The sequence below is a fragment of the Glutamicibacter sp. 2E12 genome (genome assembly GCF_050030965.1).
In the GTDB taxonomy this organism is placed as follows: domain Bacteria; phylum Actinomycetota; class Actinomycetes; order Actinomycetales; family Micrococcaceae; genus Glutamicibacter.
Genome location: NZ_CP188297.1, coordinates 3,742,640 through 3,766,780 on the forward strand (window position 1 = coordinate 3,742,640; position 24,141 = coordinate 3,766,780).

The following is a 24,141-nucleotide window of genomic DNA, read 5'->3' on the forward strand; positions in this document are numbered from 1 at the left end:
CTAGGCGGAAGACCGGTGGGTTTCGCCCGGGAAGCGTCCGCCGATCAGCCGGGTCATCCGTTCAGCGGTGTCCAGCAACGGCTCGATCCAGCTCTGGCAGGTCTCCCGCGGCATGCGCAGGGTGGGTCCGCTGATGGTCACCGCCGCCACGAGGCCCGCTGCGGAATCGAAGACCGGTGCGGACAGTCCCGAGGCCCCGCTTTCACGCTCCCCCGTGGTGATCGCGAAGCCATCGGCGCGGGTCTGCTGAACCGCTTTTTCCAGGTTGGCCATGCCGGTAATCGTGGCATCGGTCAACGGCTGCAGCTGTGATTCCTGCAACCGCTGCATGAGCTCGGGCTTCCAGGCCAGCAGCACGCGGCCGGCAGATCCGGCATGCAATGGGGCGAGCTCACCCAGGTGCATTTCCCTGCGCAGCGCGTGGCGCGTTTCGGCGATGCCCACGCAGACGCGGAATTGCTGCTCGGCACGGAAAAGGCAGGCTGTTTCCCCGGTGAAGTCGCGCAGTTCGCGCAACGATGGGCTGATGACGTCCAGCACTTCCCGCCCCCGGGTCGCCGGCGCGGCCCAGTAGGCCATCTTCATCCCGATGCGGAAGCCGTCATCCTCGCGGTCCAAGAAACCCTGCCCCACCAAATTCGCGACAAGCCGCTGCACCGTGGAGGCAGGCAAATCCGTTGCTTCACGGATATCGGCCAAGTTCATCACCGGCTGGCGCAGTGAAAAGGAATCGAGGATGGAACTGATTTTTCCCAAGACCAACAGGGGGTTGTGCTTCTTGGCGGGGGTCTCTTCCTTTGGCATATTCCAGACGCTAGACCATCGGCATCTGCGAGTCCAGTTGCCTGCCCGGCACTGCTCGCAGGCGCCTTGGCCAGCCTGCCACCGGCAGCGTCCCCGCCAGCGGGTTCAGCCGGATCGGGCGTTCGGTCACTATGCATGCCCGTATTGGAAGCTACTGGACAAAATTCGTGAAGTTCAGCACCTGCACCGCGCATGGTGACGCAACAATTCGCCAGAACTGTGCACTGAAGTATATTGAATCCTGAAGACCGAAGAATTCTGTCGGGCGCAGGCGCCCATCACGCAAAGGACCCCCATGGGCAATACCGAGAAGTTCCGGGCAGCACGCGATCTGCTGCTGGCAGCACGCGATGACTACGACCGGGCTCGGGCGGAGTTCACGTGGCCGGAATTCACCGATTTCAACTTTGCCTACGACTGGTTCGACGAGGTAGCCAAGGACCCGGCGCGAGCCAATGAACCGGCACTGATCCTGACCGAACCCGATGGCAGCTCGGCACGCTACAGCTGGGCCGAACTTTCGCGCCGCTCCACCCAGGTGGCCCGCTGGCTTGCCGACGAAGGCCTGCAGCGCGGCGATACCATCATCGTCATGCTGGGCAACGAGGTGGCGCTCTGGGAAGTGATGCTCGCCGGCATGAAGCTCGGTGCGGTCATCATCCCGACCACCACGCAGCTGGTCAGCGCGGACCTCGCCGACCGCATCGAGCGCGGCAACGCGAACTGGGTGATCACCAGCCATGACCAGGTCGCCAAATTCGAAGCAGTCCCCGGGGACTACCGGATCGTGCAAGTCCGCGGGCAGGCCGCCGAAGGGACCTTGCACTATGCCAAGTCCCACGACGCTCCGGCCGAATTCCGCCTGGACTCCCCGACCCTGGCCGATGAGAACATGCTGCTCTACTTCACCTCGGGCACCACCTCGTTGGCGAAACTGGTCCAGCACACCCATACCTCGTACACCATCGGCCACCTGGCAACGATGTTCTGGATCGGCCTGGAACCAGGCGATGTCCATCTGAATGTGGCGTCCCCCGGGTGGGGCAAGCACGCCTGGTCGAATTTCTTCGGCCCGTGGATCGCCGAAGCGACGGTCTTCGTCTACAACTACGAGCGCTTTGATCCGCTGGCGCTGATGAACCAGATGGATATGGAGAAGGTCACCAGCTTCTGCGCACCGCCCACCGTCTGGCGCTACCTGATCCAGGCGGACCTGGGCACCCTGCAGACTCCCCCGCGCAAGCTGGTCTCTGCCGGCGAGCCGTTGAACGCCGAGGTCATCGACCAGGTGCGCACCGCATGGGGGCAGGTGATCCGTGATGGCTACGGGCAGACCGAGACCACCGTGCAGATTGCCAATTCGCCGGGTACGGAGGTGAAGGTCGGCGCGATGGGCCGCCCGATGCCGGGCTACGCGGTGGAGCTGCGCAATCCGACCACCGGGCAGCTGGCCGAAATCGGGGAAATCTGCCTGCGCCTGGATCCCCGGCCTGCCGGGTTGATGAAGGGCTATTTCGCCGATCCGGAGAAAACCGCCGAGGCGCTGCGTGGCGGCGTGTACCACACGGGAGATATCGCCGAACGCGATGATGAAGGCGTCTTGACCTACGTGGGGCGTGCCGATGACATCTTCAAATCCAGCGACTACAAGCTCAGCCCCTTCGAGCTGGAGTCAGTGGTCCTGGAGCATCCCGCGGTGGCCGAGGTGGCGGTGGTGCCTTCGCCGGATCCGCTGAAGCTCTCGGTGCCCAAGGCCTTTGTGGTGCTGGCCTCGCACGTCGAGCCCGGCGCGGAGATCGCCAAGGAAATCCTCGGCTTCTGCCGCGAGCACCTGGCTCCGTACAAGCGGATCCGGCGGCTCGAATTCTCCACGCTGCCCAAAACCATTTCAGGCAAGATCCGCCGCGTGGAGCTGCGCCTGGCCGAGGAAGAGCAGCATGCGGCCGGCACGACCCCGAGCGGCGAGTACCGCGATACCGACTTCCCTGAGCTGAAGGAACGCGGCTAGGCACGAAAAGCATGAGACAGCCCGGCGGGAAGCGGATCCAGCTTCCCGCCGGGCTGTCCTTTTGGCTGCGGTGGGCGCCTAGCGCTTGTTCTTGGCCTTCAGCGCATCGACGATGCCCTTGCCCAGATAGAATGTGCCATCTGCGTACCAGGCCAGCATCAGCAGCTGGCGCGCCGGCTTGGGCAACCAGGCGAACTTGCCGCTCTTGGCCAGGACCAGGTGCGCTGCCGCGCCGGAGGCCAGTACGGCGGCACCCGAACCCATCAGCGCTTTCGGATTCCAGTTGTGCCGGTACAGCAGCCGTTCCAGGCCCGTGGCCTCGCGCTCCTGCTCAGCCAATGCGGACTTCAAGGTCTTGAACGGGCCGCCGGTGGTGATCACCCTTCGGTCTTCGGGCAGCGGACGGCCGGTGAGGTAATCGATGCTGCGCGGATCGAAGCCGAAGAGCGAGACCAGGCGCTTCATATCCTTCAAGTCCCCGCTGCTGCACAGCAGCTGCTGGGCCTCGGAGCGGTCGGCCGGATCCGGAATCAGCTGCTCGATGATCTGCATTTCTTCTTCGTCCCAGCCAAAGAGCAAGCTGTTGAGCTCATCCAGGCGCACCGCTGCCGGCGAACCGGCTTCCGGTTCCAGGATTGCCGTGCGTTCCAGGTCCAGCACCATGGACACCGAGGAACCGAACATGGTCCGGCGCGAGCCCTTGGCCTCGATGGTTGCGGTAATGACATTGCCGGTACGGTCCAAGCACAGGTACGGGCGGTTCGAGCGCGAGATGCTCGGGGCATAGACCGGTTCCTTGGGCATGGCCATCAGCCCGGATGCATTCTCCCAAACGGTGATCTCGTTCTCGGCAAAGCCGGCTGCCAGCACCAGTTCGGAACCCTTGAGCTTCGGCCCGTGCAGCAGCTCGTTGGTGCCGCCGTACTCGCCGAGCTGCTCGTCATCCGGGTTGGGGCCGTCAATCTCGTCCCCGTCAACCAGCACGTAGCTGGCACCGGTGGAGTTCTTCAGCTCGTGGACCAATTTGGTCACGCGCGAGCCTTCGCGCAGCTTGCCCTTGGCATCGATGCGGTAGAGCACCGCATCGCGGGCTTCGCTCACCGTGGCCACCTCGGCGGCTACTTCAGTGGAGTTCTCGCGCTCAACAGCTCCGCCAATGAAACCCAGCAGGCGGCGATCGGCCAGCGCGGTGCGTACCAGTTGTGCAGATGCAGGCTTGTCGCCCATGAAAATGAACTCTAGGTTGAGGTAGTTGAACCCGGTTGAATCCACGAAAAGTAACCCCTTTGGTTAATTGGATATGGCGATAAGTCAATCATAGGCGGTAACCCGTGCCGTCCTGGCAGGCAGCGCCCGGGTGGTTGCCTGGCGCTAGCGCCGGCGCCGGGCGCGGAACCAGCGGACCGCGCCGAGGACGGTATTCCCGGTGGCATCAACAAAGCCGAGCACCAGCAGCAGCACGATTACCCAGGGTGGCGCCCAGGGCTGCTGCCAATGGGTGGCCGCAAGCACCAGCGAGAATACCAGGCCCTCGATGAGCCCCAGCGCCAGCTGCGCGGCGGGTTTCCACGACAACGTGTTGTACCATCGCGGCCTGGCACCGGAGGTGCGGGATTCGGTGATCAGTGCACGGCCCACTGCCCTGGCCATTGACACCGGCTCGATCCGCCGCGCGCCCTCGGGAAGATCGGCGTCTTCCAGATAGCGGGCCAGGACCGGTGGATGCCCGAAGGTCTCCAGCACCCGCTGGGCCGACTGCAGGCTGCCGGTGCCCACCAGCGCCTGCTTGAGCCGCTCGATGTGCTCGGCGCCGACCAGAAGCCCGGCCAGCTCGTCGAGTTCCTGGCCATCCACGCTGTCCTGGTTGGCGAGCAGCCAGTCCAGTTCGCGCCGGGCGGGTGTTGAGGCCTGCGGCCAGAAGGCGGGGCTGGCCGCGACCGGCCAGATGTGCACCCAGGCCGGGTGCCCGCCGAGCTTGGCCGGCTGCTTGTCGAACCAGAAGCTCGCGGTGAAGCGCGCGCCGGTGCGGCTGAGCATGATCGCCGGATGCTGGCTGGCAGCCAGCACGCCGCCCACCAGGAAGCCTTCGTGCACGGCGACGGCAGCGCCGGCGGATTCCGGCGGCAAGAGCTGCCAGCTGGTTTTGCTCGCGGCGGCCCACACCCCCATGTCCGGCTCGTTCAGCGCGCCGATGGCCACGGTCCGCCCCGGCGGCATGGCATCGAGCCGCGGATCCTCGATGGGCTCCCCGGTTTGCACCTCGGCGTCGTCCTGGTCGATGTACAGCGCACCGGTGCCCAGCTTCAGCGCCAGCGCGAAGTCCTCGACCTGCTGGCCCAGCCTGATGGCGCCTGCGGCGCCAGCAAGCAGCAAGAGCCCCTCGTGGTTCACCGCCAGGCTGGCCTCGATCATCGCCAGCCCGTTCCAGGGCACCGGCACGGAGACCAGCGAGATCACTTCGCGGGCGGCCAGCAGCTCGCGGACCTTGGCTTCGGCCTGCTGCGCCTGGGGTTCTTCGAAGAAAAGAGTCAGGGCGGCGACCAGCGTGTGCTCCTGGTCGCCGCCCTGCAAGGACTGGTTGCTACTTGTTGCCAAGGTACTTTTCGAAGCCCGCCGGCAGGTTCAGGCTCGAAGGATCGAAGTCCTGGTTGGCGCCCTGGCCGAAGGCGGCACCGCTCGGGGCGGCGGCCTTCTTGTTCTTGGCCTCCAGCTCGGCCTGCGCGGCCTTGGCCGGGTTGCCGAACTTCTGCTGCTTCTTGCCCTTGCCCTTGGCCTTCGCCTTGCGGGCAGCGCCCTTGCCGGCCCCCGGCATGCCCGGGATGCCGCCGCCGGCAGCCATCTTCTTCATCATCTTCTGCGCTTCGGCGAAACGCTCCAGCATCTGGTTCACCTCGGAGACCGAAACGCCCGAACCCTTGGCGATACGCGCGCGGCGCGAGCCGTTGATGATCTTCGGAGCCACGCGCTCGTGCTGGGTCATCGAACGGACGATGGCCTCAACGCGGTCGATCTGGCGTTCGTCGAACTGCTCGAGCTGCTGGCGGGAGATCTGCGCGCCGGGCATCATGCCCAGCAGCTTCTTCATCGAGCCCATCTTCTTGATCTGGGCCATCTGGGCCAGGAAGTCGTCCAGGGTGAAGTCTTCCTGGTCGGCGAATTTCTTCGCCATGCGCTCGGCTTCGGTCTTGTCCCAGTTCTTCTCGGCCTGCTCGATGAGCGTCATCACATCGCCCATGTCCAGGATGCGCGAAGCCATGCGGTCCGGGTGGAAGATCTCGAAGTCGTCCAGGTTCTCGCCGGTGGAGGCGAACATGACCGGCTTGCCGGTGACCGAGGCGACCGACAGGGCGGCGCCGCCGCGGGCATCGCCATCGAGCTTGGAGAGCACGACACCGGTGAAGTCGACGCCCTCGTGGAAGGCCTGGGCGGTGTTGACCGCGTCCTGGCCGATCATCGCGTCGATGACGAAGAGGACTTCATCCGGGTTGATGGCGGCGCGGATGTTCGCGGCCTGGGCCATCATCTCGGTGTCCACGCCCAAGCGGCCGGCGGTATCGACAATCACGATGTCGTGCAGCTTGGCCTTGGCCTCGGCCACGCCGTCGCGGGCTACCGCTACCGGGTCGCCGGTGGCGGTGTCGAATTCCGAGGAGACGCCCGGGTGCGGTGCGTAGACCGGCACGCCGGCACGCTCGCCGTTGATCTGCAGCTGCTTGACGGCGTTGGGGCGCTGGAGGTCGCAGGCCACCAGCAACGGGGTGTGGCCCTCGGACTTCAGGTGCTTGGCCAGCTTGCCGGCCAGGGTGGTCTTGCCGGCACCCTGCAGGCCGGCGAGCATGATCACCGTCGGCGGGTTCTTGGCCAGGTTCAGGCGGCGGGTTTCCCCGCCCAGGATGCCAACGAGTTCCTCGTTGACGATCTTGACGACCTGCTGGCCCGGGTTCAGCGACTCGGAGACCTCGGCACCCAGAGCGCGTTCCTTCACCTGGGCCACGAAGCCGCGGACCACCGGTACGGCAACGTCGGCGTCAAGCAGGGCGCGGCGGATCTCGCGTGCGGTACCGTCGATATCCGCTTCAGTCAGGCGGCCCTTGCCGCGCAGGTTCTTGAAGGTTGCTGTCAGGCGATCGGAAAGTGAATTAAACACGTGCCGGGCACTTCTTTCGATAGGTCTTGTGGTGCGCATTGGAAAATCGCACAGGACTCAACTCCCAAGAATATCAATAATCGGGCGCTGGACTAACCAGCTGTGCAGCGTTTCACCAGTTGTCTCCTCCCCAGCACCACGCTGCTCCCGCCCAAAAGGACGGGAGCAGCATCAAGGGACCGGGCAGCAACGGACTACGGCTTGGCCTCGCTGGCAGGTGGTGCGGCTGCAGCCGGCGCCTGCGGGAGCTTGGCCGGGGCGCCCGCTTGGGGCTTCACCGCAGCTGTCGCCTGAGGCTTCGGCTTGGCCGGCGCCGGGGCAACTTTCTGCACAGCCGGCGCTGCAATGGCAGGCGTGGGCTTCGGCTTGGGCAGGGTTGCAACCGGCGCCTTGGCGACCTGCTTCACGGGCGCTGCAACTTTAGGCTTGGCCGGGGCCGGGGCCGGGGCCTTGGGCTTCACTGGCGGCTTGGCCTGCTTTTTGGCAGCCGGCACTGCAACCTCGGGCTTGGACTTTTCAGCCGGTACTTCCTTCGCGGCCGGCTTTTTCGCAGTTGTGGACTTGGCCGGTGGCAGGGCCTTGGCCACTGGCGGTTTCTTCTCCGGCTCTTGTGCTTGCAAGTCCACGGTTTTGGGTTGGGCTGCACCTATTTGGCGCTCGACACGAGCTGCAGGGTCGGTGGGTTCCTCGCTGGCTGGAGCATCCTTACCGCCTGGGCCCTGGTCCTCCCGGGGCTCGACGCCAGTTTCCTCGCTGGGTCCAGGCACTTGGGTTGGTTCAGAGGTTGGCGTGGAGTTGGTCGATTCCGTTGCCTCCGGAACGCTATCCGGAGCTGATGGCGACACGCTGGAAGGTAGTGCCGAAGGACTTGGCGAGGCGGTCGGCGCCGTCGACGGGCTCGGCTCAGCAACTGGTGCAGTGCTGGGCGTCGGCGCTGCGCTCGGCGCGCTCGGCTTGGCCGAAACGGGTGCTGGTGACGCTGATGCAGATGGCGTGGCCTTCGGGCTTCCGGTATTCAACTTTTGCGGCGGCTCGGGCGTCTCGCTCGGCTTGTGCGTCTTGCTCGGCTCTGGTGCCGGTTGCGCGGGACGCGGGGTCGGGCGGAGTTTGCCGGCTTCCTTTTTCGGTTGGGCCTTCGGCTTGGCTGGCGCGGCTGTTTTCTTCTTGCTCGCCGCTGGCGGCTGGAGCGGATCCGCGTGGGAGTGCCTCGTGGTCTTCGGCGGCGCTGGATGCTCCGTTCGGGTCGATCCGTAATGCCTGGCCGCCCCGGCGTACTGCCCGCTTCTTCCTGTTGCCGGTTGATGGCGGATTGCGCTGCCGGCATCGACTGCAAATTGCGTCGAAGCGAACAATGCCTGGCGCTGCCCGCCGCCTGAAGGAAGGTAGTTGCGCGGATTATGCCACTGGCCATTGACGATGACCTCGAAGTGCACATGGCACCCCGTGGAATTGCCGGTGGTCCCGGCCAGGGCGATGATCTGGCCTTGGAGAACAAGCTCGCCCACTCTGACGAGCAAGAGCGAGTTGTGGCTGTACCCGGTCTGCACCTCATGCCCGTGGTCAATGGTGACCCGCTGGCCCGAATGCCCGGCCCAGCCCGCGACGACCACCCGGCCCGACTCGCTGGCGCGCACGGGCGAACCGCAGGAAATTGGATAGTCCTGGCCGATATGGATTTGGCGGCCGAACCCGGTCGGGTTGAACCTCCAACCGTACGGACTGGAAATCCGGCGGGTGGCCACTGGATGCTCCAAGAGCAGACCAGGGCTCAGCATTGCCGGACGAATGCCCTGGTTGGCAGCTAGCGGCGCGGGCTGTGCCAGCGCTCCAGGGCTTGTCTTTGCTGTCATCGCCGCCCGATTGGCGGCCACGTGTGCCAGCGGGTCGGGCGCGGACCCTCCGGTCCTGCCGCCAAGTGAACTCAGTCCGAGGACTTGGATAGCGGATGTTCCGCCCAGATCCGGTGCGGTGACAGCCTCGCTCCCGAGCGCCGGCGCTGGCGCGGCGGGAAAGGCCAGTGTGCTTGATTGGGCTCTGGCTGGCACTGCACCGGCCGCCCCGGGCCAAGCCAATGCACTGCTTAAAGCGAAGGCCGCTGCAATGGCCAGCGCCCCATACGGAAGCCGCCGGCCATTCCCCAAAACGCCGCGCGGCACAGAGCTGCTTAAACCATGATGTTGTCGTTTCATAACTTGCCAGTCCCCCAAAAACTGCAACTACTCAACAGAACCTCAGAATAGCCCCGGCACGATGATTAATCCATGGCTAGTTGAAGCCTTCTTCAGCAGCGTGAGGATTCCATGCACCACCGCTTTCCCCCTGCGCCATCGCGGCCACGCCACGCGCGTGGAAATCCAGCACCGGTTCGATGCGGTTTCGGGACCTGGGCGAGGCCCGACGCACCCTGGAATCCGCCAAAGCACCATGCCTCGCCATCCCAGCCAGCACCTGTTAGGGACCGGATTCGGGCTGAAGCATTTCAAGCCCCCACATGGCATGTGGGCTGGCATGGGCCGTGAAGAGGGCTTCAGCTCGCCGCGGCAGCGGTCTGGCGGGCGGCCCGAGTCCCGGAATTTCCCAGGCCGGGCGATGTCGCTGCCGGACTCAGCCCTACTCATGTGGTGATAATGCTCTTGGGACCGCGCCGCGGCGCAACCGGTCCCACAGCGCAACACGCAGCAAAGGAGCACCGGTGGAGACCAGCACCCTGTCCAGCAGGCTATCGCGGTGGGCGGTATTGTCCCGCGCTTGGCGGCAGGATTATCTCTATGCCGGTGCCTGGCAGCTGCGTTCGCTGCTGCCAGGTACGGAGGCCGGCCGGCTGCGCTCCGGCAGCCATCCGGCAGCCGAACCGGTGGTGCTGATTCCGGGTATCTGGGAATCCTGGAAATTCCTGCTCCCGCTGGCCGACGCGCTGCACCAGGCCGGTCACCCGGTGCACGTGATCCCGCAGCTCGGCTTCAACCGCGGCACGGTGCCGGAGATGTCCCAGGTGGTCTCCAGCTACCTGGACCGGGCGCAGCTCGACGATGCGGTGCTGGTGGCGCACAGCAAGGGCGGTCTGATCGGCAAGTACCTGATGTCCGCCTCGCCGCAGGGCTACCGGATCAATCGGATGATCGCCATTGGCACCCCCTTCTCCGGTTCGCGCTATGCACGCTATGCGCCGGTCCGCTCCCTGCGTTCCCTGTCGCCCAACGACCAGGGCCTGCTCAAGCTCTCGGCCAACCTGAGCGTGAATTCCCGGATCATCTCCATCTACAGCAGCTTCGACCCGCACATCCCCGGCGGCTGCGACCTGGCCGGAGCCACCAACATCAAGCTGCCTACACTGGGGCATTTCCGCTTGCTGGGCGATGCGCGCCTGCACGCCGCAGTGCTCAAGCACTTGGCGCCTGGACTGCCGCCGGCCAGCTGAATTCCGGCAGGCAGCGCACCGCAATCCGTGCGTTCCGTGTGAATCGCCCGGTGCTGTTGAGCCCGCCGGGGCCCTGGCCTAGCGTGAGCGGACAAGGGCTGGATCCCCAGCCCGCAGCCCAGATGCAGACAGGAGCAGCCGATGGACCCGCAGGAATCCTCCGCGTCGCAGCCCGACGCACAGTTGGATGAAGCCCAAGACGCCAATCGCGAAGCCGCAGCCACATCCAACCCCGACCCGGAGCAGCAACTGATTACCGGACTGGAGCCGGGCGGTTCGGTGCCGCCGGGCGAAACCCCGCCCGGTGAAGGCTCGATGAGCCAAGACCAGGGGCATGGCGAATAGCGGCCCGCAGCGTCCGATCAGCGAGGCGCGCATAGGACCCTGGCTTGAAGAGCTGGCCGAATCGGACGGGAACCCGGGCGGCGGAGCCGCGGCGGCACTGATGCTCGGTGCTGCCGCCGCGCTGATGTCCATGTCCGCCGGCTACGTCTCGGCCTCCGGACCCGCCCACGCAGAGCTCGCCGGCCTGCAGGCCCGGGCCAAGCAGCTGCGGATCGACGCGCTGGGCATGGCCGACCGGGATGCCAAGGCCTCCGCGGATTTCGGGGAAGCCTCCGCGCAACCGCCCTCGGAGCAGCGCGACCGCCAGCTCGCCGCGGCCTGCTTGCAGGCCGCGAAATCCTCGGCCGCACTCGGCGCGCTGGCCATGACCGCCGTGAATGACCTGCGCTGGCTTGACCAGCATGCGAAACCGCAATTGGTGGCCGATGTCGCCGCAGCGCTGGGCATGGTCCGCGCAGTGCTGCAGGCCGCCAGCAGCAACCTGCGCTACGACCTGTCCCAGCTGCCCTTCGGCCCGGCGCACGCGCAGCACTCCGGATTATGGGATACCGCAGCATCGCTGGAGCGGGCGATGCAGACCGCCACGCAGCTGGCCGCACGCGTTGATGCACGCATCAAGCGCTGATCCTGCTGCCCGGGAGCACCCTCGACGACAAGGAATGATAGCCATGGCTCAGACACCGATCAATGCACTGATCCTGGTCTGCACCCTTTCCCCTTCGCCCAAAGCCTCCAGCAGCGATCTGCTGGCCCGGCAGGTGGCGGCGGAATTCGAGGAGCACCAGGTCCACTCCGAGATCCTGCGCATTGCCGATTTCGACGTAAAGCCCGGAGTGCTCAAGGACATGGGAGGCGGCGACCAGTGGCCGGGGATCCGGCAGAAGCTGCTGGCCGCGGACATCCTGGTGCTGGCCACCCCCGATCTGGCTGGGCCACCCCTCGAGTCTGGCCCAGCGAGTGCTGGAGCGGCTGGATGCCGAGTTGTCCCAGACCGACGAGCAGGGCCGCCCGATCCTCTTCGGCAAGGTGGGCGTGGTGGCCGTGGTGGGCAATGAGGACGGCGCGCACCACGTGATTGCGGATCTGGGCCAGGGCCTGGCCGATGTCGGGTTCACCCTGCCGGCCCAGGGCTCCACCTATTGGGTGGGGCAGGCCATGCACACCACCGACTACCAGGATCTGGACCAGACCCCGCAGGTCACGGCGAACGCCACGCAGATCGCCACGCGCAACGCGGCGCATCTGGCGCGGCTGCTCGATGCCCGGCCTTTCCCCGCCCGATAGCCGCCGGATGCTGGGTGCAGCCTGCGGATCAGTGCCCGGCCATTGGCCAGCGGCGGCCTGTGCCCTAGCGTTTCAGCCAGCAGAAGACTGCGACCCCAGGCGAGAACTAAGGACGGGCCCATGCCGCACAACACCATCGACCAGACGACCTTGCACCGGTACCTGAGCGAACACCTGCTGGGTTCCGAATCGGGACTGAACCACTTCAAGGCCGCCCACGGCACCTGGGCGGACACCGCCTATGCCCAGCGCTTCGAATCGCTGCACCAGCAGGTCCAAGCGGATCAGGATGACCTGAAACGGATCATGGACCGGCTGGGCTGCACCAAGCGGCCGATGGCCCGCCTGCTCGCTCCGGCGGCCAAGCTGGCCGGGCACGTCAACCCGTTCAATCCGCTGCGCATGCGCAAGCTGGCCGCCGCGCAGGTGCAGCTCGATGTGCTCACCGGGCTGCTCAATGCCAAGCTGCGCATGTGGCAGACGCTGCTGCTGATGCTGCCCCATGATCCGCGCCTGGACCAGGCGCTGCTGCAGGACCTGTCGCACCGCGCAGAGTCGCAGATCAGCCAGCTCAAAGCGCTCAGCGACGAGACCTGGCCCGAGCGCTTCGCCCCGCCAGTGGACGATGAGCAGGGGGAACACCGCCCATGACCCCAAGTACAGCGAATATTGTCGGTGCCGGCCCCAATGGGCTGGTCGCCGCGGCGGTTTTGGCCGAGCAGGGATTCGATGTCCAGGTCTTCGAGCGCAATGCCCGTCCCGGCGGTGCCGCGGCCTCCGGCAGCACGCTGGGCGAAGGCACCATCGTGGACCTGGGAGCTGCCGCCCACCCCTTCGCCTATGGCAGCCGCGCCTTCGCGCATTTCGATCTGCCCGGCCATGGGCTGCAGTGGGATTTCCACGGCTATCCGCTGGCCCACCCGCTGGACGACGCCGAGTCGGTCTTCCTGCACCAGGACCTGGAAGCCACCATGGCGCAGTTCCCCGCCGACCGGAAGATCTGGGAGCTGCTGCATGGGCCGCTGGTGCGCCATCCGCAGGAGATCCTGGACAATGCCACTAGCCCGCTGCTGGGCATCCCGCCGCATCCGGTGCTCATGGCACGCTTCGGGTTGCGCGCGCTGCCGCCAGCGAAACTGCTGGCTTCCGCCGCGTTCCGGACCCGGCAGGCCGCGGCGCTCTTTGCCGGATCCAGCGCGCATTCCATGCTGCCGCTCTCCCACCCGTTCACCTCGGGATTCGGCGCGCTCTTCGGGGCTTTGGGCCAGTCCTGGGGCTGGCCGGTGGCGCACGGCGGCACCGGCAGCATCATCGACGCGCTGCTGCGGGTGCTCGACGGGCTGGGGGTGCAGATCCATACCGGGCACCAGATCACCAGCCTCGCGCAGCTTCCCGATGCGGACCTCACCTTCCTGGATGCCACGCCCCGCCAGGCAGTGCAGCTCGCCGGTGATCAGCTCCCGGCAAGACTGCGCCGGCGGTTCGAGCGCTGGCGCTATGGCACCGCGGCCTACAAGGTGGATTACCTGCTCGATGGGCCGATTCCCTGGAAGGATGCGCGCACCGCGCAGGCCGGCACCGTGCATGTCATCGGCGATGCCGCCGAGCTGGCCCGGGCCGAGCGCCAGGTCGCCGCCGGGTCAATGCCCGAACGCCCGTTCGTGATGGTGGTCCAGCCTTCGAGCGCCGATGCCTCGCGCGCACCGGCCGGCCGCCAGGTCATCTGGTCCTACGCCCACGTGCCCCAAGGCTACAGCGGGGATGCCGGGGCGCTCATCGATGCGCAGATCCAGCGGTTCGCGCCGGACTTCAAGGACCGGATCGTGCAGCGGGTGGTCACCGGCCCGGCGCAGCTGCAGGCCTGGAATCCGAATCTGGTCGGCGGGGATATCGGCGGCGGATCACTGGCCGGCACCCAGCAGTTCTTCCGCCCCGCGCCCTCGCTGAATCCCTATTCGCTGGGCGTGCCGGGACTGTACCTGTGTTCCTCCTCCACCCCTCCGGGCGGCGGGGTGCATGGCATGGCCGGCTGGCATGCGGCGCACCGGGCGCTGCGTGATCTTGGGCGGGACTGAGCCGCGCAATTACGGTAGCTGAATAGGGATACTGACTAGTAGAGAATAAAGTCTGGGAATTTCCTCAGAATCACGGCCTCTTCGCAACAACTTGGTGGGCCAATGATAATTTCTTATCGGGTCCCCCACCGCTGGCCGCAGGGTCCACAGCGTATTTCAAGGGCCACGCTGCCCAGTCCGGAGGGACGGATAACTGCATTGTTGAAGTGAGAAGTATCGTCTAGAAGTGGAGGGTAGTTCACATGCCAGGAAGGCTAGTCCGGTCCCAGACCGCGTTGCGCATAGCAGAGCTGCTGGGATCACGCGAGGGAAGAAGGCATCTGAGCAGCTATGGCTGGACCCAAGGAATGCCAGTGGTCATGACACAGCCTTTGGAAGCGCTCGATGATGTGATGGGCCTGGTCTCGGTGCACAAGCGGCCGGTGCTGGTCGCGATGGTTGAACCGCAGACCGAGGAACTGAAGTTCTTGCACATTTCCGAGCCGTCTCCAGTCTTGGAAGTGGTTCAGGCCAGCGCGCCGCGCAGCAAGATCAAGGATCTGTTCGGCCAGGCCGAGCACAGCGGAATGGCTGCATTCCGTGTGAAGTACTGGCAATACACTGCGATCGCCCACGCGGTTCCACCTTTCGACGCCAGCATGCTGGGACACAGGTACGCCACGCAGGAGTCCGGCAGCAGCGTGTAGCAGCAAGCACCGCCGCAACGGGCACAGCCCCCGGGGAAACCGCGCATCCGCGCAGATTCCCCGGGGGCTGTTCCTATGCCAGGGACCGGGACCGCTTACTTGGGCGCTACCGGGCGTGGAGCATCTGGTGATCCAGCGCGGCAAGATAGTCTGCGAAGCCCTCGCACAACCGCCCGCGCAAGCGCCCCGAGGTGATCGCCTGCAGCCGGGCCGTGGCCTGGACCCGGTAGCCGGCGCGGCGCAGCGCTTCGACCAAGGCCACATCCTCTCGGGCCGCCAAGGGCTCGAATCCTCCAACATCCAGATAGGCAGCAGCGCACACCCCGAAGTTCGCGCCGTGGATATGGCCATGCCCCTCGATCGGCTGGTAGGCCTGCTCCCATAAGGCGAAGATGTGCTCATCGAGTTCGCCGCGGTCCGGTTCCACGGTTCCGGCCACCGCATCGGCCCCGCCGTCGTGCAGGCAGGCAAAGCCCTCCAGCCAATGCTCGGCGACGCAGGTATCCGCGTCGGTGCTGGCCAGCCAGATGGCGCTCGGGTCCGCGTACGCGTCGAGGCTGGCCAGGGCGTGGCGCGCCCCAGCAGCCCGGCTGGCTCCGACATTGCCGAAGCTGGCCTGCAGCAAGCTGATCCGCTGATCTGCGCCGATCTGCCGCTGGGCAACCTGTACCGTGCGGTCGGTGCAGCTGTCGGCAACCACGATGGCCCGGACCTGCAGCTGCGGGCGGGCACACGCCAACCGGTCCATGGCCGCACGCGCCGAATCCAGGCAACGGCCCAGGCGTTCTTCCTCGTCATGGGCCGGGATGATGACCGCCATGGCCGCCAGCTGCCTACTCATGGGCACCAGCGGGCTTGCGCAGTATTTCAAGCAGGAAATCGGCCTCGCGATGCTCCACGATGCGCTCCCACCCCAGGTCTCCCGCCATCCGGTGCACATCCTCCCCGTCCAGCGGCCAGCCTTCAATGGGATGCAGCCAATGGCAGAGCACCAGCTCTCCGCCGGCTTCCAGTGCGGCGGCACTGGCGGCGAGCACCTGCTCCAGTTCGTCAGCGGCCAGGAAGTAGCCGATCTCGCTGAGCACTACCAGCTGCACGCTTCCCGGCTCCAACTGCGGAAATTGCCGGGGCACGGTGGCCTGCAGCAAGCTGACATGCTCCATTCCGGCCACGGCACGCCGGGCCTGGGCTAACGCGGTAGCGCTGGCATCCACCGCCAGCAGGCTGGTGCTGCGGCGGGCCAGTTCGGCGCTCTGCACCCCGATGGAGCATCCCAGCTCCAGAACCGCCGCATACTGCTCCCGGGGCAGGGAGGCGAGCAGGATCTGCTGCTTGCGCTGCTCATAGCGGCTGCTGCGGTACTCCCACGGATCTTCGCGCTGCCCGTAGAGCTCCTCGAACACCACCGGAGCCGACGCGGCGTCCTTGTGGCCAGGCCAGGTGGCGCGGAAGATCTCGGCGCCGCGGGAAAAATGCTGAAGGAAGCCTTCGCTAAGGAGGACCTCGTCTCCTGGCAGGGCGGACAGCGGCCGGGTTTGGGAACGGTGGGCCTCCAGGGCGCGGGCCTTGGCATCCGCGCTGGATGCATCCAGGGCCAGCCGGCGCCAATGCCTGAAGCTGGGCTGCCGGTCCGGTTGCGCCCAGTGCCAGAACCAGATGGGGAATTCCAGATGGCAGGCATTGTGCGCCAGGGCCCAGTCCGCGGCGAGCAGGCCCAGGATTTCGTGGTCCGGGTGCCCGTCGCCGCGGTAGGTGCTGGCGATCAGGCAGCGCTCGCCGGCGTGCTGCTCAAGGGCTGCGCGGATCGGCTCCTGCTGCGCTTCGAGTTTCCCGTCGCCCAGGCCCAAGCAGTGCAGATGCAGCGTTCCGCTGCGCGGTCCTTGTGCGCGCAGCGTGTCCATGGCCTCGGCCAGCTCGGCCTGGCGCAGCGCGGCCAACTGGGCTGGGGAGTGTGTGGTGGAATCCGGATGCGAGGCTTCCCCGAAGCTGCAGACGATCACGTGGACATCGATCCCCCGGCCAAGGGCCATGCGGATCAGCCCTCCGGCTCCCAGCGTCTCGTCATCCGGGTGGGCGGCCAGGACAACCACCGATGCGATTGCGTGGAAGAGCTTCTCCGGATCCAGTGCGGCGATCCGCTCAAGCCCAGCCTGCTGCCAGCAGCTTGCAGATGTTCCCTGGTCCTGATGCGTGAAGTTCACCATGCGCTGCCACTTTCCGTTCCGGCGCGGTCCACGATCAACTGGCCCAGCGCCGCGTCGTCGCGGGCCGCGTGGTGCTGGCGCAGATAGATGCCCAGATCTGCTGCGCGCCGCGCATGCTCCTCATCGGCGGTCAGCGGGCCCGGGCCGGTGGACTGGCCGCTGAGCTGCAACACCCGCTCGCAGGCCCCGGCCACCTGGCCGCGGATCCGATGGGCCGAAATGGCATCCAGCGTTCCGGCATCGGCCAGCCCAGCGGCCTGTTCCAGCAGTGCGGCGCAGCCGGCCAGCAAGCGGTCTGCTTCGCCGAGCCAGGCCAGGGCCAGCTGATCCGGGGTGCGCGCTTGGGCGCTGCGCAGCAGATGGCGGTAGATTCCCACCGCTGCCCCGAACCAGCAGGCGGCCACGCCGACGCCTCCGACAGCGAACCCGGGACGGGACAGGTACCAGCCGGCGTCCTGCACCGGTTGGGCCGGCACGCTGGTGAAGTTCACGCTGCCGCTGGGCAGCTGCGCCATGCCGCGGCTGACCCAGGCATCCGGTACCGGTTCAACGCCCGGATGCCGCAAGGAAACCATGAACAGCCGGCCACCATCGGGCGTAGGGGCGGTGACCAGTGCATGGGTCAGCTGCGCGGCCAACGAGCACCAGGGCTTGGTGCCATTCAGCTCCCATCCCCCGCCGGACTGGCGAACCGCTTCCAGGGTGGCGTTGGGCGGCTGCGCGGCGAAAACGCCCCATGCAGTGCCGGCCGGCCAGGACATACCCGCCTGGCTCAGGATTCCCGCGGCATCCAAATGCGGTTCCAGCGTCCTGGCTGCGACCAGGTCGGTGGCGGCCACGGAAGCCAGCAGCTCCCACAGGCGCTGGGTCTGTCCGGCCGCTGGCACCGGAGGTTCCTCCCCCGAACTTTCCAGCGTACGCAGCATCGCTTCCGGGTTGCCCTCGCAGCGTACGGCGGCCGCACGCACCGCGACTTCGGCGCCCCACCATAACTCGCTGTTGCGGGGGCGGGATCCTGGTTCGGCTGCACTAAACGACACCGGCCGCTGGTCCATCGACTCTCCTTCTCTGCGCGGAACTTTTGGCCAGTCTAGGTCACGGCCCATTCGTGCCCGGCCCAGCTGAATGACTCCTGATAACCGCAAAGGACCACGCAACGCAGCGAGGCAGCTTATGGGATTGGCCGCCGCGACGGCGGCACTGTGATGATCTGCAAAGTTGGCCGCAAGCAAACTTTCAGCTTCGGGACCCCGATTTGCAATCTGCCCTATAGTTCAAATTGTCAGTAACCAGATCCACACAGGAGGTAAGAATCATGGGAATTGGAGACAAGATCCAGAACAAGGCCCAGGAAGCATCTGGCAAGGCCAAGGAGGCCTACGGCGATGCCACTGATAATGAGCGCCTGCAAGCCGAAGGCGTGAAGGACCAGGCCGCCGCCAAGGCAAAGCAAGCAGGAGAACACGTCAAGGACGCCGCCAAGGATGTCAAGGACGACCTGTCCTAAACCGCACCACCAGCTATGCCCCATGGATACGAATCCATGGGGCATAGCTCTGTGCCAGGACACGGGCACAGCAATACGGCCGCTGCTCCGGGAATTCGGAGCAGCGGCCGTTGCCGGTTTTCGGCGCCCTAGAGTTCGACGCTATTCGAGTCCCCGGGCTCGGCGGGTTTTCCGGTGAGCTTCTGCTTCACCCAGCCGGCCACCAGGCTCGCCGCCCCGCCGGGGTTCTCCCAGTATTCAGCGGAGTCGGCATCGATGCGCAGCAGCACGGTCTGCGCAGATTCCGGGCCTTCGCTGGCGAAGGTTTCCACTGCGGCGTTCCACAGTTCCTTCTTCTTGGCGACATCGAGCACCACCTCGGCGTGGCCGCTGACCGACACCCACGCCTTGGATCCGCTGAACGCGGCATTGACCAGCCCCTGGGCCCGGATTTCCTGGACAATCCCGGCGTCGGCGGTAGAGAAGAACCAGAGCTCTCCTTCGTCGGTGGCTTCGATCAGCGTCAGGGGCCGGCTGGCCAGCCGTCCAGCGCTGTGGGTTGTGACCATGGCGATCCGCAGGTCCTGGATGATGCTGATGACTTTGCTTGCCTCGTCGTTGGCCATGATGAGCTCCTTTGTCTTGGAATGATCTGGTCGTTTCACACGCTACCGAGGTGCTGGCCCGCGCCAAGGGGCGCCCAGGCGATTGCCAGCTTCGGCTCCTGCTCAGCGTTCCGGGTTCCGCCTGGATTCCGGATCCGCTTGCTCTTCGGCGTCCAGCTCGCTGGCGAAACGCAGCTGCCGCCCGTCGCTGATGTCCTGCTCTTCTTTTTCCTCCTGCTTCATGCTGGCCTTGGTATCCCGCGGCGGAAGCTGGACCGAGCGCTCGGCGGCAATCCCCGCCTGCAGCTGGCGCCCGCGCTCGGCTTCCGCGTCGAAGACCGCGCCGAACAGCAGCGCCAGGTTGGCGATCCACAGCCACAGCAGCAGCACGATGACCCCGCCGATGGCGCCGTAGGTCTTGTTGTAGTTGCCGAAGTTCGAAACGTAGAAGAAGAAGCCCACGGTCGCCACCGCCAGCACGAGCAGCGCGATGGCCGAGCCGAGGCTGATCCAGCGGAACTTCGGTTGCTTCACATTGGGAGCCCCGTAGTAGAGCACGGCCACCAGCACAATCGCGCACAGCACGATCACCGGCCATTTGGCGATATTCCATATCGCCACCGCGCCCTCGCCCAGCCCCATGGCGTTGCCCAGCGCCTGGGCCAGCGGACCGGAGACGATCAGCAGCATCCCCAGCACGGACACGGCCACAAGAAGCACCAGTGTCAGCAGCAGCATCAGCGGGCGCAGCTTGTAGAACGGCCGGCCTTCGGCCACCTCGTAGATCTGGTTCATTGCCCGTCCGAACGCCCCGACATACCCCGAGGCGCTCCATAGCGCACCGAGCAGACCGGCAATCAGCGCCAGGCCTGCCGACGGGGCCGAGGCCAGCTGCTCGATGGGCTGGCGCAGGGTTTCCACCACTTCCTTGCTGGCTAGTTCCTGGACCAGCGAGAGGATGTTGCGGGTCATGTTCTCCGCCTGGCCGGCAACTCCGAGCAGGGAGACTACCGCCAGCAGGGCCGGGAAGATGGAGAGCATCGCGAAATAGGTCAGCGAGGCCGCCATGTCCGTGCATTTCTTCCGGGAGAATTCCCTGATGGAGCGCTTGGCCGCGTATTTCCATGACCTGGAGTGCAAATCCGGCGGGGAATCGGGTTTGGATTCGGCATCGGGTCCAGGAGCGTGCCGGGCCTTGGCAGCGGTTTCGGCCGCGTTCCCGTTCCCGGCATGGCTATCGGTTCCTGAAGGCATCTTGCACCTCTTTTCATCAGCTATCTGTGCCAGTTGATGGCCGCCGGCCCTGCTGCTGGGCCAGGCCGGCGCGGCAGGCAAACCGAATCATGCACCTGCCGCGCCGCCCGCTAGGCCAGCTGGGCCGCGCTGCTACTCGGCGACCGGGAAACGCTCCCACGCGCGGTGGGTGGACAGCAGCTGTTCGGCGCTTTCGGCCACCGCCGAAAGCTCGACCAGTGCGATGCCCGGCGCGTCATCTTCCAGGCCCACCGCTTGCAGCAGGCCATCGGAGAGCCCGTCCAGGGTGATGATGGCCTTGTTGTGCCGGTAGGCCTCCGCGACCAGCAATGCCACGCGCGGGTCGATGGGAACCCCGCCTGCCCCCAGGGCGCCGGCCTTGGCGTCCAACGCAACCGCGGCGTCCGGGGCCGGCGGCAGCGGGCCGATGAGCACCAGCGCATCGAATTCAATGGAGCGCGCCGTCAGGTAGGTGCGGTCAATGGGCAGGTCCGGGGCCACCTCGCCGCCGGAGGCCGAAACGAGCAGCGGGGACATGCCCCGTTCGGCCAGCGCCTGGGCTATTGCCGGCACGTGCTGGTGGTTGCCGCTGTTGAACACCACCCCGACCTTGCGCCCGTCCACCGGCCAGGCTTTTCCGATCTGCGACAGCGCGGGGCTGGCCACCGGGTCATCCAGCTGCACTGCGGCCGGCGCCGGCAGGCCCAGTGCCTGGGCGACCCCGGCGGCCAGCTGCGTGTCGATCTTCGCCAGGCATTCCACCTGCCGCTGGCGGATCGCGGTATCGGTGCACTTGCCCAGCTCAAAGGAGTAGGCCTGCTGCACATGGGCGCGCTCCACGGCCGAGAGGCTGATGTAGAACAAGCGGGCCTGGCTGTAGTGGTCCGAGAAGCTGGCCGGCTCGGAACGCACCTTCTTCCCGGAGGCCACAGGCTGCGGGAAGTCCAGCGGAGGCTGCTGGCCAGAGAGAACCTGCGACATGTACGGGCAGCCGCCATCCAGCGAGTTCGGCTTGTACGGCGCGATGCCCTTGGGCACCCGGTGCTGGTGGAAGCCGTCGCGGAACATGTCGTTGACCGGAGAGTCCGGCGAGTTGATCGGGATCTGCGCGAAGTTCGGTCCACCCAAGCGGGTCAGCTGGGTGTCCAGGTAGGAGAAGAGCCGCGCCTGCAGCAGCGGGTCGTCGCTGATATCGATGCCCGGCACCAGATGCCCGGGGTGGAAGGCGACCTGCTCGGTCTGCGCGAAGTAGTTTTCCGGGTTGCGGTCCAGCACCATCTTGCCCAGCGGCTGGACCGGAGCCAGTTCTTCTGGGACGAATTTCGTCGGATCCAGCAGGTCGATGCCCTCGAAGACCCCCGAACCGTCGTCGGGGAAAATCTGCACGCCCAGTTCCCATTCGGGGTAGGCTCCGGCATCAATGGCTTCGGCCAGATCGCGGCGGTGGAAGTCCGGATCCGCGCCGGCTGCCAGCTGGGACTCTTCCCAGGCCAGCGAGTGCACGCCGAGCTTGGGCTTCCAATGGAACTTCACCAGGGACGCTCTGCCCGCCTCATTGACCATGCGGAAGGTGTGCACGCCGAAGCCTTCCATCATGCGCAGCGAGCGGGGTATCGCGCGGTCGCTCATCTGCCACATCACGTGGGCTTGGGCAGGGGTATGCAGGGAGACGAAATCCCAGAAGGTATCGTGGGCCGATTGCGCCTGCGGGATCTCGGTATCCGGGTGCGGCTTCGCGGCATGGACGAGATCCGGGAACTTGATGCCATCCTGGATGAAGAACACCGGGATATTGTTGCCCACCAGGTCGAAAATGCCCTCTTCGGTATAGAACTTCGTGGCAAAGCCGCGGGTATCGCGGGCCGTGTCCATCGAGCCGCGGGAACCGACCACGGTGGAAAACCGCACGAAGACCCGGGTCTGCTTGCCCGGCTTGAGGAAATCGGCCCGGCACAGTTCGGAGGCGTTGCCGTAGCTGATGAAGGAGCCGTGGGCGCCAGCCCCGCGGGCGTGGACCACGCGCTCCGGAATCCGCTCGTGGTCGAAATGCATGATCTTCTCGCGCAGGTGGTGATCCTGCAGCAAGGTGGGCCCGCGCTCTCCGGCTTTCAGCGAGTGGTCGGTATCGCTGACGGGAGCTCCCTGGTTGGTGGTCAGGAATTCGCTGTCCTGGCCGGGGCCGGACAACACCGGTTCCCCTCCCGGGCTTGCTTGCTGTTGTGGTTCGCTGGCCATGGCACTCTCCTAGCTGCTTGGGAATAATCGGCTGGTGAATGCCACGCTAGGGGCCGGTGCACGGCTGATGCCAGCGCACTAGGCGATTCCCATGATTTACACATGTGCCCGCCACCGGGCGTGAACACGCCAGGACCGCCGGTGGCTGCATGGCCCACCGGCGGTCCTGGTAGGACGTTTCAGAAACGCCCTGCCCCTCGTGCTTGTGTTGCGTTATTTTCCAGATTCCGCTCCTTACTTGGAAACCAGCTGGTATCCATTTTCGTTGTGCTCCGCCTCGTCGATCCCGGCAATTTCGATATCTGCCGCGACACGCCATGGGCTGAACTTTCCAATGACCGTGGCGATGACCCAGGTCATCACCGCGGAGAAGACCATGACCACAATCAGGGTGGCTGCCTGGGCGATCAGCTGGGCGACGCCTCCGCCGTAGAACAGTCCGCCAGCGCTCTCCTCGGTTGGCAGGGCGAAGAAGCCCAGGAACAGGGTTCCGATCAAGCCGGCGACCAGGTGCACGCCGACAACATCCAGCGAGTCGTCGTAGCCCAGCTTCCATTTCAGGTTCACTGCCCAGGCTGCACCGGCGCCAGCCAGGATGCCCAGCAGCATCGCGGCCCAGGGGGCCACATCTGCGCAGGAAGGGGTGATGGCGACCAGGCCGGCCACCAGGCCCGAGGCGACACCCAGCGAGCTGGGGCGGGAACCGCGAAGCTTCTCAACCAGGATCCAGCCAAGGACGGCCGCACCCGGAGCTGCCAGGGTATTGACCCAGATGAGTCCAGCCTGCTCGACGGTGGTTGCCGCACCGGCGTTGAAACCGAACCAGCCGAACCACAGCAGGCCGGCACCGAGCATGACCAGCGGGGTGTTGTGCGGCTGCGGACGGTCGTGGAAGTTGTGGCGCTGGCCCAGCTTCAGGGCCAGGACCAGGGCTGCGATACCTGCGTTGGTGTGAACCACTGCGCCACCGGCGAAGTCAATGGCTTCGCCGAAGATGCTGCCCAGGAATCCGTCAGCGGAGAGCAAGCCTCCACCCCAGACCCAGAAGGCCACCGGTGCGTACACCAGGGTGACCCATAGCGGGACGAAGAACAGCCATGGCGCAAAGCGGGCGCGGTCGGCGATGGCTCCGGAGATGATGGCTACCGAGATCATGGCGAAGGTACCGGCGAATCCGGCGGCGAGCAGCTCGGACTGCTCGGTATTGTGCATGGCAAAGTCGCTGATTGGATTGCCGACGATTCCGGCGATGGCTGGTTCCCCGGCGGAGAACGAGTAGCCCCAGAGCACCCAGACAACGGCGGTGATCGCCGCGGCGGAGAAACTCATCAGCATCATGTTCACCACGCCGGTGGCGCGAGTCATGCCGCCGTAGAAAAGTCCCAGTGCCGGTGTCATCAGCAATACGAGTGCGGCAGCTATCAGGATCCATAAGCTGGCTACATCCAACTCCATCTGGATCACTTCCCCTCAAGGTATTCGGTGTATCGGTGGTGTTATGACTATCTAACGCGCCCGATGTTTCCGAACACTCGCTGCTTCGTTTCCGCTGTGTATCAAGTTCCTGCCGGGGGTAACGTTTGCTTCTCG

Annotated in this window: 20 protein-coding genes and 1 pseudogene; 9 read left to right on the forward strand and 12 right to left on the reverse strand. The window is 66.0% G+C overall.

The features are described from left to right. Entirely contained in the window at positions 1–804 is an 804-nt protein-coding gene (locus tag ACP3TE_RS17790; protein ID WP_426734568.1) for an IclR family transcriptional regulator, read from the reverse strand. 295 nt (positions 805–1,099) lie between these two features. Between ACP3TE_RS17790 and ACP3TE_RS17795 the strand changes: the two genes are divergently transcribed. Beyond that, on the forward strand, positions 1,100–2,812 hold the full coding sequence (locus tag ACP3TE_RS17795) for an AMP-binding protein (RefSeq protein ID WP_426734569.1): 1,713 nt from the start codon (positions 1,100–1,102) through the stop codon (positions 2,810–2,812). A gap of 78 nt (positions 2,813–2,890) precedes the next feature. Here the strand turns inward: ACP3TE_RS17795 and ACP3TE_RS17800 are convergent, their stop codons facing one another. From ACP3TE_RS17800 to ACP3TE_RS17815, 4 genes are all read right to left on the reverse strand, one after another. Further along, the gene (locus ACP3TE_RS17800; RefSeq protein WP_426734571.1) at positions 2,891–4,084 is read right to left on the reverse strand and encodes a hypothetical protein; all 1,194 of its coding nucleotides are present in this window, start codon (positions 4,082–4,084) and stop codon (positions 2,891–2,893) included. A 99-nt stretch (positions 4,085–4,183) separates the two neighbouring features. Further along, positions 4,184–5,407: a hypothetical protein gene (locus tag ACP3TE_RS17805; protein ID WP_426734572.1), complete on the reverse strand. Its 1,224-nt coding sequence runs from the start codon at positions 5,405–5,407 to the stop codon at positions 4,184–4,186. Then, the gene (gene ffh, locus ACP3TE_RS17810) at positions 5,394–6,959 is read right to left on the reverse strand and encodes a signal recognition particle protein (protein WP_105661194.1); all 1,566 of its coding nucleotides are present in this window, start codon (positions 6,957–6,959) and stop codon (positions 5,394–5,396) included. The genes ACP3TE_RS17805 and ffh overlap by 14 nt, the downstream gene beginning before the upstream one ends. Before the next feature lie 194 nt (positions 6,960–7,153). Continuing rightward, positions 7,154–8,809: a peptidoglycan DD-metalloendopeptidase family protein gene (locus ACP3TE_RS17815; protein WP_426736251.1), complete on the reverse strand. Its 1,656-nt coding sequence runs from the start codon at positions 8,807–8,809 to the stop codon at positions 7,154–7,156. 842 nt (positions 8,810–9,651) lie between these two features. Between ACP3TE_RS17815 and ACP3TE_RS17820 the strand changes: the two genes are divergently transcribed. The 7 genes and pseudogenes from ACP3TE_RS17820 (at position 9,652) to ACP3TE_RS17850 (ending at position 14,767) form a co-directional block, all read left to right on the forward strand. Further along, entirely contained in the window at positions 9,652–10,377 is a 726-nt protein-coding gene (locus tag ACP3TE_RS17820; RefSeq protein ID WP_426734574.1) for an alpha/beta hydrolase, read from the forward strand. 141 nt (positions 10,378–10,518) lie between these two features. Beyond that, a complete protein-coding gene (locus ACP3TE_RS17825; RefSeq protein WP_400342313.1) occupies positions 10,519–10,722 on the forward strand; it encodes a DUF6480 family protein in 204 nt (67 codons plus the stop codon). Next, positions 10,712–11,347 carry a cyclodeaminase/cyclohydrolase family protein gene (locus ACP3TE_RS17830; RefSeq protein WP_426734575.1) on the forward strand — a complete coding sequence of 212 codons (636 nt, stop codon included), beginning with the start codon at positions 10,712–10,714 and terminating at the stop codon, positions 11,345–11,347. Before ACP3TE_RS17825 ends, ACP3TE_RS17830 begins: the two co-directional genes overlap by 11 nt. A 43-nt stretch (positions 11,348–11,390) precedes the next feature. Next, a pseudogene (locus ACP3TE_RS17835) lies at positions 11,391–12,006 on the forward strand (flavodoxin family protein). A 120-nt stretch (positions 12,007–12,126) separates the two neighbouring features. Further along, on the forward strand, positions 12,127–12,657 hold the full coding sequence (locus ACP3TE_RS17840) for a hypothetical protein (protein ID WP_426734577.1): 531 nt from the start codon (positions 12,127–12,129) through the stop codon (positions 12,655–12,657). Further along, positions 12,654–14,081, forward strand: a complete 1,428-nt coding sequence (locus ACP3TE_RS17845) for a phytoene desaturase family protein (RefSeq protein WP_426734578.1) — start codon at positions 12,654–12,656, stop codon at positions 14,079–14,081. Before ACP3TE_RS17840 ends, ACP3TE_RS17845 begins: the two co-directional genes overlap by 4 nt. A gap of 359 nt (positions 14,082–14,440) precedes the next feature. Further along, on the forward strand, positions 14,441–14,767 hold the full coding sequence (locus ACP3TE_RS17850; protein ID WP_332488967.1) for a hypothetical protein: 327 nt from the start codon (positions 14,441–14,443) through the stop codon (positions 14,765–14,767). Positions 14,768–14,873: 106 nt separating this feature from the next. Here ACP3TE_RS17850 and ACP3TE_RS17855 read toward each other — a convergent pair whose 3' ends face one another. From ACP3TE_RS17855 to ACP3TE_RS17865, 3 genes are read right to left on the reverse strand one after another with little or no spacing between them, the layout of a single operon-like run. Beyond that, complete coding sequence (locus ACP3TE_RS17855; protein WP_426734581.1) at positions 14,874–15,608, reverse strand: glycosyltransferase; 735 nt, start codon at positions 15,606–15,608, stop codon at positions 14,874–14,876. Beyond that, positions 15,601–16,971 (reverse strand): PIG-L family deacetylase, encoded by a 1,371-nt coding sequence (locus ACP3TE_RS17860; RefSeq protein WP_426734583.1) that lies wholly within the window; start codon positions 16,969–16,971, stop codon positions 15,601–15,603. The genes ACP3TE_RS17855 and ACP3TE_RS17860 overlap by 8 nt, the downstream gene beginning before the upstream one ends. Continuing rightward, positions 16,965–18,026: an acyl-CoA dehydrogenase family protein gene (locus ACP3TE_RS17865; protein WP_426734585.1), complete on the reverse strand. Its 1,062-nt coding sequence runs from the start codon at positions 18,024–18,026 to the stop codon at positions 16,965–16,967. The genes ACP3TE_RS17860 and ACP3TE_RS17865 overlap by 7 nt, the downstream gene beginning before the upstream one ends. 260 nt (positions 18,027–18,286) lie before the next feature. Between ACP3TE_RS17865 and ACP3TE_RS17870 the strand changes: the two genes are divergently transcribed. Further along, complete coding sequence (locus tag ACP3TE_RS17870) at positions 18,287–18,478, forward strand: CsbD family protein (RefSeq protein ID WP_105657701.1); 192 nt, start codon at positions 18,287–18,289, stop codon at positions 18,476–18,478. Positions 18,479–18,606: 128 nt separating this feature from the next. On the opposite strand, the gene ACP3TE_RS17875 is transcribed toward ACP3TE_RS17870, so the two are convergent. The 4 genes from ACP3TE_RS17875 to ACP3TE_RS17890 form a co-directional block, all read right to left on the reverse strand. Continuing rightward, the gene (locus tag ACP3TE_RS17875; protein WP_332498903.1) at positions 18,607–19,083 is read right to left on the reverse strand and encodes a pyridoxamine 5'-phosphate oxidase family protein; all 477 of its coding nucleotides are present in this window, start codon (positions 19,081–19,083) and stop codon (positions 18,607–18,609) included. 102 nt (positions 19,084–19,185) lie between these two features. Continuing rightward, the gene (locus ACP3TE_RS17880) at positions 19,186–20,316 is read right to left on the reverse strand and encodes a YihY/virulence factor BrkB family protein (protein WP_426734587.1); all 1,131 of its coding nucleotides are present in this window, start codon (positions 20,314–20,316) and stop codon (positions 19,186–19,188) included. Between the two features lie 132 nt (positions 20,317–20,448). Further along, positions 20,449–22,551 carry a catalase gene (locus tag ACP3TE_RS17885; protein WP_426734589.1) on the reverse strand — a complete coding sequence of 701 codons (2,103 nt, stop codon included), beginning with the start codon at positions 22,549–22,551 and terminating at the stop codon, positions 20,449–20,451. Between the two features lie 234 nt (positions 22,552–22,785). Continuing rightward, positions 22,786–24,006, reverse strand: a complete 1,221-nt coding sequence (locus ACP3TE_RS17890) for an ammonium transporter (RefSeq protein WP_400342474.1) — start codon at positions 24,004–24,006, stop codon at positions 22,786–22,788. Positions 24,007–24,141 lie beyond the last annotated feature (135 nt).

What these genes read in the sequence shown, in the direction of transcription:
- ACP3TE_RS17850 (WP_332488967.1), top strand. Translation starts at nt 14,441, where the DNA reads ATGACACAGCCTTTGGAAGCGCTCGATGATGTGATGGGCCTGGTCTCG.
- ACP3TE_RS17795 (WP_426734569.1), top strand. Translation starts at nt 1,100, where the DNA reads ATGGGCAATACCGAGAAGTTCCGGGCAGCACGCGATCTGCTGCTGGCA.
- ACP3TE_RS17865 (WP_426734585.1), bottom strand. Translation starts at nt 18,026, where the DNA reads ATGGACCAGCGGCCGGTGTCGTTTAGTGCAGCCGAACCAGGATCCCGC.
- ACP3TE_RS17890 (WP_400342474.1), bottom strand. Translation starts at nt 24,006, where the DNA reads ATGGAGTTGGATGTAGCCAGCTTATGGATCCTGATAGCTGCCGCACTC.
- ACP3TE_RS17880 (WP_426734587.1), bottom strand. Translation starts at nt 20,316, where the DNA reads ATGCCTTCAGGAACCGATAGCCATGCCGGGAACGGGAACGCGGCCGAA.
- ACP3TE_RS17855 (WP_426734581.1), bottom strand. Translation starts at nt 15,608, where the DNA reads ATGAGTAGGCAGCTGGCGGCCATGGCGGTCATCATCCCGGCCCATGAC.
- ACP3TE_RS17815 (WP_426736251.1), bottom strand. Translation starts at nt 8,809, where the DNA reads ATGACAGCAAAGACAAGCCCTGGAGCGCTGGCACAGCCCGCGCCGCTA.
- ACP3TE_RS17870 (WP_105657701.1), top strand. Translation starts at nt 18,287, where the DNA reads ATGGGAATTGGAGACAAGATCCAGAACAAGGCCCAGGAAGCATCTGGC.
- ACP3TE_RS17885 (WP_426734589.1), bottom strand. Translation starts at nt 22,551, where the DNA reads ATGGCCAGCGAACCACAACAGCAAGCAAGCCCGGGAGGGGAACCGGTG.
- ACP3TE_RS17825 (WP_400342313.1), top strand. Translation starts at nt 10,519, where the DNA reads ATGGACCCGCAGGAATCCTCCGCGTCGCAGCCCGACGCACAGTTGGAT.
- ACP3TE_RS17790 (WP_426734568.1), bottom strand. Translation starts at nt 804, where the DNA reads ATGCCAAAGGAAGAGACCCCCGCCAAGAAGCACAACCCCCTGTTGGTC.
- ACP3TE_RS17875 (WP_332498903.1), bottom strand. Translation starts at nt 19,083, where the DNA reads ATGGCCAACGACGAGGCAAGCAAAGTCATCAGCATCATCCAGGACCTG.
- ACP3TE_RS17830 (WP_426734575.1), top strand. Translation starts at nt 10,712, where the DNA reads ATGGCGAATAGCGGCCCGCAGCGTCCGATCAGCGAGGCGCGCATAGGA.
- ACP3TE_RS17845 (WP_426734578.1), top strand. Translation starts at nt 12,654, where the DNA reads ATGACCCCAAGTACAGCGAATATTGTCGGTGCCGGCCCCAATGGGCTG.
- ACP3TE_RS17860 (WP_426734583.1), bottom strand. Translation starts at nt 16,971, where the DNA reads ATGGTGAACTTCACGCATCAGGACCAGGGAACATCTGCAAGCTGCTGG.
- ACP3TE_RS17840 (WP_426734577.1), top strand. Translation starts at nt 12,127, where the DNA reads ATGCCGCACAACACCATCGACCAGACGACCTTGCACCGGTACCTGAGC.